This is a genomic window from Dictyobacter aurantiacus, assembly GCF_003967515.1.
GTDB classification, from domain to species: Bacteria; Chloroflexota; Ktedonobacteria; order Ktedonobacterales; family Ktedonobacteraceae; genus Dictyobacter; species Dictyobacter aurantiacus.
Window position 1 is genome coordinate 981,234 of sequence record NZ_BIFQ01000001.1, and the last position, 15,305, is coordinate 996,538.

8 protein-coding genes are annotated in these 15,305 nt (G+C 53.4%); 5 read left to right on the forward strand and 3 right to left on the reverse strand.

Going from position 1 to position 15,305, the window contains the following annotated elements:
• Window positions 1-113 precede the first annotated feature (113 nt).
• The 3 genes from KTT_RS03950 to KTT_RS03960 form a co-directional block, all read right to left on the reverse strand.
• A complete protein-coding gene (locus tag KTT_RS03950; protein WP_126594745.1) occupies window positions 114-509 on the reverse strand; it encodes a hypothetical protein in 396 nt (131 codons plus the stop codon).
• Between the two features lie 109 nt (window positions 510-618).
• Window positions 619-1,911, reverse strand: coding sequence for a CHAP domain-containing protein (locus KTT_RS03955; protein ID WP_126594746.1), 1,293 nt, complete (start codon window positions 1,909-1,911; stop codon window positions 619-621).
• An 8-nt stretch (window positions 1,912-1,919) separates the two neighbouring features.
• Entirely contained in the window at window positions 1,920-3,296 is a 1,377-nt protein-coding gene (locus KTT_RS03960) for a hypothetical protein (RefSeq protein WP_126594747.1), read from the reverse strand.
• Between the two features lie 769 nt (window positions 3,297-4,065).
• Between KTT_RS03960 and KTT_RS03965 the strand changes: the two genes are divergently transcribed.
• The 5 genes from KTT_RS03965 (at window position 4,066) to KTT_RS03990 (ending at window position 15,144) form a co-directional block, all read left to right on the forward strand.
• A complete protein-coding gene (locus tag KTT_RS03965; RefSeq protein ID WP_126594748.1) occupies window positions 4,066-4,767 on the forward strand; it encodes a hypothetical protein in 702 nt (233 codons plus the stop codon).
• Window positions 4,768-5,023: 256 nt separating this feature from the next.
• On the forward strand, window positions 5,024-8,446 hold the full coding sequence (locus KTT_RS36410) for an ATP-binding protein (protein WP_126594749.1): 3,423 nt from the start codon (window positions 5,024-5,026) through the stop codon (window positions 8,444-8,446).
• A gap of 256 nt (window positions 8,447-8,702) precedes the next feature.
• Complete coding sequence (locus KTT_RS03975; protein WP_126594750.1) at window positions 8,703-11,444, forward strand: coiled-coil domain-containing protein; 2,742 nt, start codon at window positions 8,703-8,705, stop codon at window positions 11,442-11,444.
• Between the two features lie 35 nt (window positions 11,445-11,479).
• Window positions 11,480-12,436 (forward strand): hypothetical protein, encoded by a 957-nt coding sequence (locus KTT_RS36025; RefSeq protein WP_160145621.1) that lies wholly within the window; start codon window positions 11,480-11,482, stop codon window positions 12,434-12,436.
• Window positions 12,437-12,753: 317 nt separating this feature from the next.
• A complete protein-coding gene (locus KTT_RS03990) occupies window positions 12,754-15,144 on the forward strand; it encodes a serine/threonine protein kinase (RefSeq protein WP_126594753.1) in 2,391 nt (796 codons plus the stop codon).
• Window positions 15,145-15,305 lie beyond the last annotated feature (161 nt).

The window sequence follows — 15,305 nt, forward strand, 5'->3', positions numbered from 1 at the left end:
TCATCATCACTTCATAGGCTTTTCCTTGTAGCAAGGAGGAAGCCCACGAAGTGACAACAGCACGATAGTGTTTCCGTCCTATCTGCCATCAGCTTTACCCGGTCAGACGTTCTCTAGCGAAACATGCCTTGGATGGCCAGGACTGCAGTATTGGCGATTAATACGATTGCCAGACCGACGATAGCACAGGCAATTGCCTGGTTCGAGATCGCGACCTTGCGTTCATTGCCAAAGGCGGTAGCTCGCATGAGTCCACCGATGATGACACCGATCACCGCAATGGTAGCGCCAATGCCAGTCAAAAGATTTTTCACGCTCGACAGAAAGCCGGTCAGCTCGGTTTGTATAGGGTCTAGACCTCCACCACCTCCTCCTAGAGGACCACCTGCTCCTAGAGGGTTTGCAGCTCCTCCCAAAGAAGGCTGAGGCAACGGAGGCAACGCCAAAAACGGAAACATGTTGGTAAAGTGATGAATGTGAATATGCAGGATTGTTCCAAGTATGAGCATTTTTTAGTTCCTTTCCTTTTTTCCGCAATCAGCAAGCGATTGCGTCAGCATGACTACACGGTAACGTAACGGGGCAGGTGTCGCAGAGACGTTTGTTCTGCTCCCAGATTCAAGCCTTCACGCCCAGGACTGCGCGAACGTAATCTCGGGTGTGATGGTCCGCCTGCTGCTGGTCAAGACAAGCCAGCCAGCCAGCGATTTTACAGGTACGTACGGCGCTGTCAACGGCTGACGGCCCCGCGTTATATGCTGCCAGCGCCATAGTATAGGCGGTGAGCGTATCTTGTCCTTGGGCAGCCTGCACGAGCGGGTTCTGGTGATAGTGTTCATACAGCATTGACATGGTATAGGCGGCAGCCGGTAAGGCTTGCGCCGGTACCGTCGGGTCGATCCCAACGCCAGCAGGCAGGCTACCGACCCGCTGATCGCAATTCTGAGCGTTTTGTATAAAATTGGTGACACAGCGCGGGATGCTCCGCGCGACACTCGCAGGCAATTGCGCGATGCCGATCCCTCCGCTGGGGCTGATCAGCGCATGCCCATGCGCGTCGCTAGCCTGAAATCCACTCTGGCAGATTTGTCGCAGAAAGTACTTCTCCGGGGTGCCATAGTGGACCGCAACCTCCATTGCCAGCGTTGCCCATTGTTGCTGTGTTGGTGTTGCCTGTTGGCGCAGGCAAGGCGCAATCTCCTGCTGGCGTATAAGTCCCTGGAAGTGATAGCCCGGCCAGACATCGATCTGTCCGTTGGCATGCCAGATCAACTGCTCAAACGCAGAAGGGGCATTGGCCTCGGCGATGGTGATCGAGCCATCGTGGCCCATTGTCGGCGCTTTCATATCCACGATGATGGCGAGATGGCCGACGCTGCCTCCGCTGGATACCAGGAGATCGCCGAGCGCCGGCGCGGTCGTCCGTATCGCGCTCGCGGCAATCTCCTGCCAGCCGTCTTTGCTCTGGTAGAGATTCCAGAAGCGATTCGCGTCACCGATATAAGGTAGTTCATCATCGATGGATGCGAACACGCCTGTCAGAAAGGTAACGCATTGCAGGTCACCGCTTTTGGCTGCCGGGCATAATGAGCCATCGGTATTTCGGCAGGTGCGTTGCCAGTAGGCGTAAGCGGCCTTCATGGTGGCCGCGTCGGCGTAGTACTCGTTGGCCTGATTGCCATAGAGATCGCGTGCCATGATGATTGCTTCCGCTGCGATATATTGGCCCTGAGAGCGAAATCCCTGCTTTTTTTGCGTATCGACCCAGGTTGGTGATGAGACCGCCTGTGGCGCTACGTTTGGTGTCGTCGTGGCCCGTTTCGCCGCTGTGGACCGGCCAGCCGCCAGGAAGAGGATGAGGGCCAGACCCACCAGCGCCAGCAATACAAGTGCTTCTTTCCGCTTCATCATAGCGCGTCCTAGCTTCCTATTCCCGGCGCGAATGGCGCTTTCTCGCGCATTATTGCCGTGCCCAGAGTCGGACCAACCTCTTTGATGATGGCGGTCGAGTTCGCGCTAAACAATGTTGGTACACGTAACAGTACAAGGAGGGTTCCGTATCTTATGAAAAGCCCACCTATGTCCCCCCCAGAGGAGGAGAAGAGCTGATTGTATGCATCCAGTATCGCCATGCCAACGAACAATGTAACAACCTGTGCGACCTGTGCGGCCAGCAAGGACAGAAAGCCCATAATCCATTGCCGTGTGAAGTTCTGACCTACCTGTCCCGGCAGGCCAGCGGCAATCACTGCCAGCGGGCTCAGAATAATGTACACATTGATGAGCAGAATCCGTGCGATGATTATCCCGGTGAGCGCCATGGAAAAGCCCAGGATGCAAAATCCAGGTGCATTTGTTACCAGAGAGACGACAGCTTGCACTACCAGGGCAGCAGCTGCTGCTGCGCCAAGATTGGTACCAAAGATTGCGAATGGCGCGGCCGCCATCGCGAGCGGGAAGGACAAGCCACAGTCCGTTAATAGTTCCAGATATCTTCCCCAGTGACCCATCGGCATGATGATATCAGTAACTTTTGTATTGAGGCCTCCCTGGCCAAGGGAGTTCGGGAAGAGCGAGCTCACCCCATTCGAAAACGTAATGAGTTCACCGGCCAGTGTCAGGCAGAGAGCAACAGCGACAACCGAGAATATCAAACGTGGTAAGGCCTCCAGCAGTTCCCCAAAATTCCAGCCTCCTGCACCACCCATCATGATCCTGATCCCAAGTATCATGATCACCAGTACGAGCATTGACTCAGCCAGTGCCTGCAATACGCCCACCAGGCTCTGTATCGTTACATTATCTGTTGTCAGGTTCAAAGGGATAGCATACAGCCAGCCTCCATCCCCTGTCAGGAGATCGTTTTGAACGTTATCACTACAGGAAACGTTGTGTGGCAGATCGCTGTTGCCTAAAAAGATGCTGACTACAGTTAAGATGGCGTTTAACACGCTGTATATAGGGCCAATATCGGGACAACCTGTAATATCACTATTAGACCCTGACGATCCTGCCGATCCATGCCATCCTGGCTGGTCTGATGGTATTGACGGTCCTTTTCCTGGACTCCCATCTGAGCACAAGCCGCGCGCAACAATTTCGGGTGAACAGCCAGGGCCACCTCCAGCAGTGTCGGGCGGTCTTCCCCCGTTGCCGTAGTCGCGCATGTAGGATTGATTTCCCGTTTTTGTATCAATTGTTGCCGAGCTAAGCCCACCTGATCTGTCATCAGGATACGCGGTCAGACCGGAGTTAACGCTGCTTTGTAGAGCTGACAGGTGAGCGGCCTGGTTCATAATCGTAGTGTATCCATGCAATGCTGGTATGCCCGTAGCGGAATTGGAGCGTGCTGTCGACCCAATCCGCAATCCTACGGCCGAGAACCCCAGCATTAGCAGGACAAGAACGCTCAGCGCAGTGCGCATGAGAGAAAACAGGCGTTTGCGCCAGGGAGCTTTGCTCGTTTTGCGCTCTCTGGTCTGCTTTTTCCTCTTGCTTAGATATGACCTGTAGCGCTTTGTAGCCTTCCGGGTATAACCCAAAAGATTGGGGTTCATCTTTGTGTCTCCTTCAAATAAACAAAAAATATCAGATTATTGTGTGCCCTCAACATGCTGCCCATCGGGCTGAACCCACTCACTACCCATCGGGCTGATCCGCCGCCGCTTCTAATTGGTCCCATCACGTTTAACTGCTTTTATAATAGAGAACAAAGATTCACGGCAGTAGAGGGACAGAGGGACAGTCTGTCACATACCCGAATTTTTAGTTCTCCCACCCAAGATCTCGCCGCCTGAAAAGAGCGAGGGTTCCAGTTCAGTTCCCCCTCAATCGCTCTCGCCTGCGGGATCATCGCGTTCCAGATCAGGCCATGCCAGCTGGCCTTCCATGGTTCGAACGGCTCTGGCGCTCATGGTACCTTTGGGCGTCCGGATTGTCCCTCCATCACCCGGTTTTTCACCATGCCATACCGTATCTTCTTTTTGAAGCGCGCTGATACACCCGCGCTTCAGCTACAGGATTTGATGGCTGAAGCACTCAGACCAAAAGGAAAGGAGGTATACTATGGTTGCTCTCATAGCAAGAGCAGGCAGGAAAAGGCTGCATTTTGAAGGGCCGCATTCTCATTATTCTGATGTGGGTGGCCCTAGCAAAAGGGAGATCGGACCCAGTTCTTTTGATGTAATGAAGAAGATGCATGATGATTACGAAAGTAAAACAATGGGAGGTAAGAACCAGATGATAAAGCAAGGGGATAAGCTTCATCAAAAGAGAAGGGAAGGGGACCATCCAGGGAGAGCTAACGATTTTAGTGGAGGAAATAGTTTCGACGTATCAAGAGATACGTTTAAAAATGGAGACAGCCCTAATAATGGCGCAAGGAATACACTCACTGACACACGCAAGCGCATGGTAGAGCAATCGCAAGAAACTGACAGCAACAGCACAGCTGGCGAATCTCCGGCAAAGAAGCGGCGCGTCCTTGGTGAAATATCGGGCAATAAAGGCGGCAAATCGACCGAGAGAAAAAGACCCTCAGCGAGCGATTACCGGGACCGATTAGAGATGAATGAGGGCACGCTTACAAAGGACCGAGAGAGTGCGGAAAAGAACGACGAAAATCGGCACAAGTGGCGAGATAGGTTATTGCTAAGAGATCCCAATTACAAAGAGAATCAAGGACAATTTCCGTTCCTGATTGAAAACGCTGTACAACAGATTGGGAGCACCCTGGAAAATGGCGTTGAGACCACTGCCAGAACCTAAGACCGGATCGCCAAAATAAATAGAACGACCCATCTGATCTCTTCCTTCCTCCGCCCCCGATGGATGGTAGGGATATTTGCATGCCATCAAACAGGCCCTTTTCCCTTCCGTCACCTCACGGTACTCGTGACCGCCGCAGGCAAGCGCATGAGTACAACAAAATTGTCCTTCCATCCGACTAGGAGCATCCTCTCATTCGGGTTAAGCTTACTATGTACCATTAAATTATGTGTGCTCAGCACGAGAGGTGACATGCATGGTTGCTCCTGGTTTCGAAGTTGAGTCTCTAAATGTACTGGGGAAATTGATCAGCAGGTTGGAGCGTTTTCAACTGGAAGACGTAGTACCACAGCCATTTTATCCTGCCGATCTGCTCGATGATAGCGAACAGACGTTTTTTCATATTCAGGGATTGGCAAATTTCTGGCGGCGTAATATGCAGGGGACGGACTTCAGTCAGTATATGACCGACCTGGTGATCGCCAGCCACAACCAGTTGCAGGCCGATCTTACGATGATCATCATCGGTCAATCGCAGCGTATCCAGGTCTATATCTCGCTCGGCGAGGAGCATATGACGCGTATGCTCCTCGAAGGAATCTTTCCCGGCATCGTCTTAGTCCCTGTTGAGATCAGCACGCTCACGAAGATGCTGCCGCCGCATTTCAGTGCCAGCGGCGTGATTACCGGCATTCCCAGTCACAAGGCCTTTGGTCCCGACAGGGGTGGTGGTGATATGGACCCGACGAATGTGCCACAGTCCGGTTCAGCTTCCATCGTGCAGAACCAGGGGACACAGAATCAGGCCCCACTCGAACGAGTGATTCGCGGCATGTATGGTGCGCAATGGGCCTATATGGTCCAGGCTCATCCGCGTCCGCGCGTCAAAGTGGTCGAAGAGCGCATGAAAACCATTGATCTGCTGACCCAGATTACCAACCGTTCAAAAGTCCAGCGCTCGTCCTCCAAACAGTCAAATCTCCAGAAGACCTTCGTCGATTCTGGTGGCATGAGCGAGTCCTATACTGCCGACATGATCAGCTATCGTGCGCAATATCTGATCCGCCAGCTGGAAAAGCAGCTTGAGCGGTTAGATCAGGGGATGGCTGCCGGGCAGTGGCTGGTGCGCACCTACTTTGGCGCGGGAAACAGAAATGATGCTCAGCGCCTGGGTTCACTGTTGCTCGGTGCACTCTCGGGCAGCGATTCGCGTCCGGAGCCGCTACGCACGACACTGGCCGAGCCCCACGGGATCTCCCTGGAATCTTTTTATACCTTTTTGACTTCTGCCGAAGTCGGCTCCCTGCTGCAGTTTCCCCGCGAAGAAGTGCCCGGCTACGCCATTCACGATTATGTCTACTTCGACACTGATTTTCGCCACTCCGATGAGGAGCAGCTCCCCCTGGGAAAAATTCTGCACAACGGCAAGGAGACCGACGAGCACTACAACATCGCCCTGGACGCACTTACCAAACACGCAGTTGTCATTGGTGTCACCGGTAGCGGCAAAACAACGACTGTGATGAATCTCCTGGACAAAGTGGTTGATGCGCAGAAACCCTTTCTGGTGATTGAGCCAGCTAAAACAGAGTATCGCGCGCTGCACAGCGCCTTCGCTGGGCGAGCAAAGATCCGCGTCTACACGCTGGGCAACGAGACGGTTGCGCCCTTCCGTCTCAATCCCTTTGAGTTTGAGACCGACGATGAGCCTGGCAGTGCCTCCCTGCTGAGCCATATTGATTTCTTGAAGGCCGTCTTCAATGCCGCCTTCCCGCTCTACGCACCGATGCCCCAGGTGCTGGAGACCGCGCTGCATGAGATCTACGAGGATCGCGGCTGGGATCTTACCAATGGTATCAACACGCGCCTGTCAGACTGGTCGCAGCGCCACTTGTACCCAATTTTCCCAACGCTGACGGATCTCTACTACAAAGTGGAGGAAGTGACAGTGCGGCTGAAGTATGACCATGAAGTGGAGAGCAACGTCAAAGCGGCACTCAAATCACGCATTGGCTCGCTGCGTATCGGCTCTAAAGGCTTGATGCTCGATACAGTACGTGGCATTCCCTTGCAGACGTTGCTCTCGGAACCGACGATTCTGGAACTGGAAAATATCGGCAACGATGATGAGAAGACCTTTCTGATGGGCCTGTTCCTGGCACGACTCTATGAGTATCGCCGGCTCCAGGCTGCGACGGGCCATATTCAGCCTGGTCTGCAACATCTGATCGTCTTCGAGGAGGCCCACCGCCTGCTGAAAAACACCTCGACACAGGTCGATAGTGAATCGGCCAATCCGCGCGCGCAGGCTATCGAGGTCTTTACCAATATGCTCTCGGAAGTGCGTGCTTATGGGCAGGGTGTGCTGGTGGCAGAGCAGATCCCCAGCAAGCTCGCGCCCGACGTACTCAAAAATACCAACATGAAAATTGTCCATCGTCTGATCGCTCAGGATGATCGCCAGAGTATCGGGCAGACGATGAATTTGAATATGGAGCAGTTGACGCATCTGGGTGTGCTTCTGCCGGGCATGGCGGCAATCTTTGCCGAAGGTGCCGATCATGCTTACCTGGTGCGCATGCAGAATTACAAACGCAACATCTCGCCGCTGACCGATAAAGCGCTCAAGAAAATGAGCCGGCAGTATATATCGCTCGCCCCCTTTCAATCGATCATCGATATCAACGAATACGGCATTCCCGGCACCGACAACGGTGGACCCGATCCGGTTATCTATCAGGCGGCGAGCAAGGTGCTGGACGGTGGGAAGAGCAAATGGATCTGGTCGAATATTCTGCTACGCCTGATCGCAAATCCTGTACTGGTTCTTGATAGCCTGCTGCATTTCTCGGAGGAAATCGAGATCGATATGGCCTATCTACCGCCCGACAAGCATGCCGCGGTGCTGATTATGGCTCTGATTCGTGGCTGTGCCGAGGTACTCCACCAGCGCGGTGCCCAGTTTGGCTGGAGCTATGCCCAGGTCGAGGAGATGCGCGCTCTTCTCACGCGAGGCCTGATCGCCTATGGTCGTGCCTCTCTCAAGATCACACCGGAGAAGGACCTCGACCTTGAGGCACGCGAGAAAGAGATGAAGATTGTAGAAGACTCTTTTTTTAATTTCTTCGAACGCTATAGTCAGGTGATGGAACGACGCCAGGGACCTTTCGCCGGTTGCAAGTATTGTCCCGCCTGCTGCCTCTACCGCACGGATACCAGAAATCTGCTGACCGAAAAAAATGCTAAATGGATACATGAGGAATTGACCGGCTCGCACGAGAGCTTGCAGCAGCGCTATCAGGCCACAGCTGACGCGGCCATCAGTATCGCACGGGTCTGGCTGGGCGATGAACCAGGCACGCGACCAACGATCTACGTACTCGGCGTGGCCTACTGTGCTTACCTGCAAACCATCACCCGCTATGACTTTAGTGAGTACGAGCAGATCCTTTTAGCCGACAATGTGAAGGACTACTTTTTTCATCCCTTGAATGACGATGATGATCCAGACGATGATGATGATGATCCAGACGATGACGATGATGATCCAGACGATGATGATGATGATCCAGACGATGATGATGATGATCCAGACGATGACGATGATGATCCAGACGATGATGATGATGATCCAGACGATGATGATGATGATCCAGATGACGAGGAGGATCGTGGTTAATCATCCTTTGCTCATCGTCGATTGTTGTCGGAAGCCCTGGAAAGAGATGGAGCGCGCACGGGAAAATCTTCCCTCTATCCCCCTAAAATAGGGGCGCGCGATATTCTATACTCTGAGAACAGAGAATGTTGTGACACACAGTCCCACACGAAGAAAAAGCACGTAGGAACCAAGCAGCTTGAGATGTCAATGGGGATATATGGCAAGAGAGTTGTCTATACATGCTTGCCCTAACGATCAAGGATGAGAAAAGCATATGCTCCGTAACACTCTTAAAAGAATAGAAACAACGGTCCGCGGAATAGAAAAAATGAGCATTAGCGGCGATGGGAACGAATACAAATACAAAAGTGATATATCCAGCAACCTGCGTAGGTTGAAAGACCTTCCTCCCTTTGCAAAAAAGGAGATTAAGCAACAACTCACCTCTATTCATAAGAATTATGGGAAGGAGTGCCAGGCCATTTATGCTCGTTTTGACAAAGATCTGGCGAAGCTACACGAATCTGGCAAATCGAGTTCCGACACATCTACGGAAGCCCAAGAATTGGTAACAAAGCGCGATAGGGAACTGGAAGAAGCTACGACAGAGTGGAAGCGTTCATATCATGAGCTTAACGCTTTAGTGCTCGGTGGGACTCAAGAGATACTAGCAGGGCTTTCATTCAAGATAGCTGACCGTCGCACTAACGATTTCCTTCGCCATAAAGTTGAAAACGCTGAGCAGAAAAATAAGCAGCTTGAGAATACGTACAAATCATCTCGCGCAGTGTTAGAGGAGAAAGATAGAAGGGCCTGGGAACTCTTTCAAAAAGTGATACTAACATTGCGAGATAATGAATCTTTGCATTCAGCATCTCAAGGGGACCATCGAGGGTCCATTGACAGAGACGATGATGGTGGCCATGAAATGGCCCACCGGAAAATAGCCTTCGGTCTCTACGCGAAAACCCTCTCCTCCGCTCGTGACAGCCGCCCGACGCAGGAGCAAGCCAAACGGGTTGGCAAGGAAACGAGCCGCGAAATCCGCGTAACGGAAGACTTCCAGCAAACGCTGCGGGATCTCAACGATCACAAACTGTCGCCTGAGGAGCGGAAGGATAGCGTAAACAGATTCATCGAAAAACACCTGCCATACCATCCGCGCCTCTCCTCTGCCGATGCATCCGCTTCTGAGCCCTCGATCATCGACAAACCCCAGGCTTTATTCGATTTGGCCCGCGAACAGCCCGGGAAACATACTGCGCAACAGGAAACGGCGCAGGGAACAACCGACCGACCGGGAAATTCAGATCACCCTATGCCGTACAGTGAAGAGGAGCGGCAAGCTCGTGAAGAGGCGTTCAAGAAGCTTGTGAAAGACTACACCAAAGACTACGCCTCGGAAAAGCATATCCATGCCACCGCCGCGCGTAATTTTAGCGAACAGGTAGCAGCCACTCTCACGAGATTGGAGGCACTGGAGAACGACCATATACAGAGACCTGATAAGCAGCGTGAGATTGCACAGGCACGCCAGGGCATATATCACGCGCTGGCTGCTATCCGTCACCTCTCGCCAGAAGTCGGCGCAGAAATTAAAGATATTTATACAAAATTCAAGATTGAGGAGTCTTCACCATCCACTCCTAACCAGCCCGTCGACGTCGACCAGCGCTTCGAGCAGGCGTATCAGGCGTTTCAAGAGGGCCGGAAAGAAGCGCCGGTCGCGCAGCTTGATCTTTCGCACATTGATCTGCCGAACATTGAAAAGCACATTAACGATAAACTCGAGGAAAAGAACCTCAAGTTCAATGATCTTGCCAACCATCCAGAAATCATTGAGGAGGTACTGGAAAAACTCGCCCCGCTCGGTGAGATAAAGGAGGGCAGTGAGCAACACGAGGAGAACAGCCAGGAGTACCAGCGCCTCGTCGCGCTTATCGAAAAAAAGTACGCTTCACAGCTCCGGGCTGATGAGAACGCCTATAAGCAGGCCAGTGGGGCATTACCCACTGACGGCACCTCGCGCAGCAGCTATATGAGCAAACTGTTTGGAGGAACGCAACCTACCAACCACAAAGATAATACCGATGGTCTGAATAAAAATGCGCCGGTCGCCGAAGGCTCCATAATAGACAGAGAGAGCCTTATGGGCGAGGCAAAAGAAAAATGGGAGCAAACGCTCGCGCAGCGAGAGGCCGAAATCGCCACCATTGACCATTTCTATAAACCCATGACGCTCGGCCGGGTAAGCACGCAACTAAAGGAGCAGCTTGACCAGCTAAAAGCCGCGGTGCAAGAAAGAGATAAAATTCTGACAAAAATGGGCGGTATTCAGGCCGAGATGTCAAAATATGAAGCATTTGCAAAGAAATACGGCACGGATCCAAGCGCAACGATCGCGGAACTGGAACAAAAACTAGAGGGGCCCAATGCCAAACTCCAGAAAGTGAATGCTAGACTCGACACCGCAAAGCTTAAACAAGCGGAAATAGAAAAAGAGAGGAACAGGTACAGAGAGCTGACCAATCACATCGAGAAAGAAGTGGATTTGCTCGGCAAGAATATCAGTATTAAACGCCATGAAGGTGCGCCGAAGGAAGAGATAGATTCCATTGAGATGGAATACAATCGTCAATATGACCTGATGCGCGTGAATCAGAACAACTTACGTATCATACAAGATGAGCATAATAAGGCGATATCTGCTGTTTTGGATGTGGAGGGTGAGAAAAATGCCATACAGGCAGAAGTGGATGCCATAGAAAAGGACCTCACCGTAGCCAGAAAGTTCGCGGATGAGATCGATCACGTCCATGATAATTTTCAATCGGATGCCAGAAAATACATAGGCAACGAACATGCTCGTTACCTTCACTTCATAGGAATGCGGGACCGAACCCGGCAGCTTGCCTTGATGGCTTTCGCTGTATCCTTTGGCGGTGGTGCGAATGATATATTACAGCAAATCGCTGTCTCAGGCTACATGCCTCTCATGGGTATGCTGCTCAGATAACAGGAAATGCTCCGCGGAAAGAGAGGAAGATGTTTATGCCAGCCATAAAATGCCCGGCCTGCGGCTGTCGCCACCTGCAAGCAGTCGCGGCCTGCCACAACTGCGGTCGCCCTCTTGGGCCTGCGCCTGCACCGGATCTGTCCGCCAGCCTGTCGGAAACGCCATCCACATCCTCATCTCTGGAGGATGTGGAGCCCTCGAAGTACTCACGCGCCGAGTCCAGGGGGCTGGCAGTACAGGATGAGGGGCTGCTACCAGCGACGCGAGAGCAACCTGCTAGCCAACCTCGCTCGACGCGAGTGCCGCCGGAGCGCCAGCTTGTCAGGGTGGGAGAGCAGCGATCAGTGGCCCAGCAGCGCGAGACCGAACTCCAGCCGTATGAGACCACACTCGATGTCACTTTACCTGACCCATTTGCTACCTCGCGCTCCTGGACGAGCGAAGATGCACTGATGGCGGCTGAAAACGGGAAGCGGGATAAGCTTCCCTGGTACTTTCCCAGAATCCGGCCTGCAATTGCCGGGGTGGTGATGCATATTGAGTCCAAGGAAGAAATCTTCAATGATCCCGATATTTTTGCCTCGTTGGCGATGTTACTCGTCGAGTTCCTCTGGATTCTGGTCAATATCCAGCAGGAGCGCGAGAACGATCGTGTGGTTGTCACGACGGTGCGTATTCAGACGTTCGATGGTCAACTCAGGGATGCACGGCTGCGCGGAAACATGCGCGGCGCCGATATGGCTCTTGGCGATCAGGTTTTGCTCTGGGGGATCAAACGCCGGGGAGTGCTCCTGGTCCGGCGCGGATTCAATCGCACATCGCAAGGGGTGATCAGCACCAATGCTGCCGGTCTGCTGCTACCAGTGCTGATCACTGCTGTGGGATTGGCGGTCCTGGTGATCCTTGTGCCATCCTGGTTCCCGGTCATCACACAGATATTTACAACCTTTTTCAATATGTACACCTTCATCTTCCAGCACCACACACACTAAGCGCGACTCTGCCTCCATGCGTTTGGCATAAGCTTTTGCGCCTTTGATGCACCATTGGTTTTTCAGGTGTGGTGCCAGTCGTGTGCGGAGCACACGACTGGCACCACACCTGAAAAACGGCGAGAGCTACGTAGGAGCGAGTCACCCGGGGGAGGCAATTTTCCCTATGCCAGGGGAGGCAAACACTTTGTCAGGGACAATTGGGCTGAGAACCGTCCCTCTATCCCTCTGTTTTCCTTTTATTGCTTGTGGTAGGCTTTTCTTGATGAATCTGTGCAGATTCTCAAGAAAAGTAGAGAGGTGGCTCGTTTTTTGTTATGGCTGCTCAAAACACGTCAAAATCGCCCATATCTATGATGTTTGCTAGCTATTCGTTGATCAGACAGCTTGGGCAAACATCCCAGAGCAATACCTACCTGGCTTCTCCCATGAGCCAACCCGAACTCGAAGTAGTGGTCAAGATCTTTGACGCTTCATGTCTGGGACCTGGCTATGAAGCCAAAAATTTCCTACAGGACGTGGCGCGCCTGCAACAACTGACGCATCCTCATCTGCTATCGGTGCTCGATGCTGATATCGAGCAGCAACAGCCGTTTGTCGTCAGCCCCTATCTCTCCTTCGGCTCGTTGCGCGATCATCTGCACACGTTCGCGCCGCCGCGCTTCTCGCTGGAACCGGTGCTGCAATTGGGCGTTGAGATCGGGCAGGCGCTCAGTTATTGCCATGACCACGATTTCCTACACGGTCATCTCTCGCCCAACGATGTACTTTTCACGGACGAGGGGACCGCACTACTTGGCGATTTTGGGCTTGCGTTGCTCACCGCTGAGTGCATTACCGACAATCCTGTCTGGCCTCACTCCGCGTTCTATCGTGCGCCCGAGTTGCGCACGGGGCTAGCAGATCAGAAAAGCGATCAGTTCTCGCTTGGCTGTCTCCTCTATGAGATGCTCACAGGCTCGCATCCTTTTGAGCAGTTAGAGCCTGCCATCGCCTTAAGCGATCCACAGACGAAACTGCCGCAGCCTCCCTCCCGACTGGCCCCGGACGTGCCGAATGCGTTGGACTCGGTCCTGCTCAAAGCCCTGGCGCGCGAACCGGGGGCTCGCTATGAGAGTGTGGCGAAATTGGTTGAAGCGCTGCAAGCAATTTCAGTGCCCACTGAGACCACATCTGCCGCTCTTTCCCAGGCTCATCCTGATAACGAGTTGCCGGATGCAAATGGAGGCGCCAAAGATGCATCGAGGAAGCCCTCACGCTCAAAGGCTCCAGCCTTTCCCTTCTCGCCAGAGGTGTCGGTGGGCTATCGTGATATCCTCTCCTCGCTTCAGTTAGAGAAGCTGAAAAGCCCCACCGTCCTCCCTACGGAGGAGCCACTAGAGCCGCCGGATCCACCAAAGATTACTCCCTCACCCTCGACGAACACATCGCAGCACACCACCGAAGATGACCTGTCGTTCTATTTGTGGGATGACCAGGACAATGATAGCCCATGGGCCATACAAGAGGACGACGACACAAAGGATCAGAGTATGCCGGCGTCGCCCGTTGCGCCAGTGCTTGATGAGCAGGTGCAGGCAGTGCCACAGTCCGGGCTGGCGGTTAGTGATGCGTTTGCGGGACCAGAGCCGGATGAGGCGGTAGCCCTTCCTGATGTGACCGCTGCTCACTCGTCGGGGACGGTTCCACATTCGTTCAGCCTGGCATCACAGGCTCAAACCCATGCGAGCCGTGGATATGTAGCGACGCCTTTGAGCCCCCAATCCCGGCCTCGCCCTGTGACCGCACGCTCCAGAGGACCATTATTGGTCCTCTTAATCCTGGCGCTACTACTGGCTGCCGTCGGCTTTTCGCAGACCTATCTCTTTATGGCCTTCGTGCCCGGTGGGAATGTAGCGCTGCTGGCGACGCCGCGGGCGAAGATAGATCCACAGTCGACAATTCAGGCGCTGGCGCCAACGCCGTTGCCTACTCGCGGGGTGCCAACACGGGTCCCGACACCAGCACCAACACGGGTCCCGACACCAACTCCAACACGGGTCCCGACACCAACTCCAACACGGGTCCCGACACCAACTCCAACGCAGGTCCCAATATCAACGCAGGCCCCTCCAGTGCCTCCAGCGCCTCCAGCTGTGCCGACGACGCCGGGCCAGATTTACGCCTGGGCTACTAGCGGCATGCCCGTAATCGATGATGCGCTGAGCGCGCAAGACGGAAATCAATGGCAGACTGGGCTTGATAGCACTGGAGATGGATGCAGCTTTACTGGTGGGGCATATCAGGCTTCGATCTTGCAAACAAGCTACTTTGTCGGCTGCATGGCGCAGAGCACAAACTTCAGTAATTTTGCCTTTCAGGTGAAGATGACCATTACCCAGGGTTCTGGCGGCGGGCTGATCTTCCGCACCACATCGTCCGCGACCTACCGTTTCCGTGTCGATGCCAGCGGCCACTACGATCTGGCCGGCCTGCCCCCAAACAAAACGATCTCTGGCACCAGCCCGGCGGTTCACCAGGGCTTCAATCAGATGAATCTCCTTACGGTCGTCGCAAGAGGGAACAACATCTATATGTATGTGAACAACCAGTTTGTGGCCTATGTCAGTGATAGTTCCTCCAGCAACGGCGAGATCGGCTTCCTGGCGGTTGATGCTGGCAGTCCAACAAAAGTGCTGTACCAGAATATGAAAGTGTGGACGCTCTAACCCGGGATCCGGACGCCAGTCGTCCACATGCTGCTAGAGGAGGAACGCCAGGAATACATTGTTGGCGAATCATGGGTGGCAGTCCTTTCCGGATCATGCTTTTGTCCTTCTATCCCTCTCGAGTGAACCGCTCATCTTTGCTACACTTTGGATTGCAAAAG

What these genes read in the sequence shown, in the direction of transcription:
- KTT_RS03950 (WP_126594745.1), bottom strand. Translation starts at nt 509, where the DNA reads ATGCTCATACTTGGAACAATCCTGCATATTCACATTCATCACTTTACC.
- KTT_RS03955 (WP_126594746.1), bottom strand. Translation starts at nt 1,911, where the DNA reads ATGATGAAGCGGAAAGAAGCACTTGTATTGCTGGCGCTGGTGGGTCTG.
- KTT_RS03960 (WP_126594747.1), bottom strand. Translation starts at nt 3,296, where the DNA reads ATGAACCAGGCCGCTCACCTGTCAGCTCTACAAAGCAGCGTTAACTCC.
- KTT_RS03965 (WP_126594748.1), top strand. Translation starts at nt 4,066, where the DNA reads ATGGTTGCTCTCATAGCAAGAGCAGGCAGGAAAAGGCTGCATTTTGAA.
- KTT_RS36410 (WP_126594749.1), top strand. Translation starts at nt 5,024, where the DNA reads ATGGTTGCTCCTGGTTTCGAAGTTGAGTCTCTAAATGTACTGGGGAAA.
- KTT_RS03975 (WP_126594750.1), top strand. Translation starts at nt 8,703, where the DNA reads ATGCTCCGTAACACTCTTAAAAGAATAGAAACAACGGTCCGCGGAATA.
- KTT_RS36025 (WP_160145621.1), top strand. Translation starts at nt 11,480, where the DNA reads ATGCCAGCCATAAAATGCCCGGCCTGCGGCTGTCGCCACCTGCAAGCA.
- KTT_RS03990 (WP_126594753.1), top strand. Translation starts at nt 12,754, where the DNA reads ATGGCTGCTCAAAACACGTCAAAATCGCCCATATCTATGATGTTTGCT.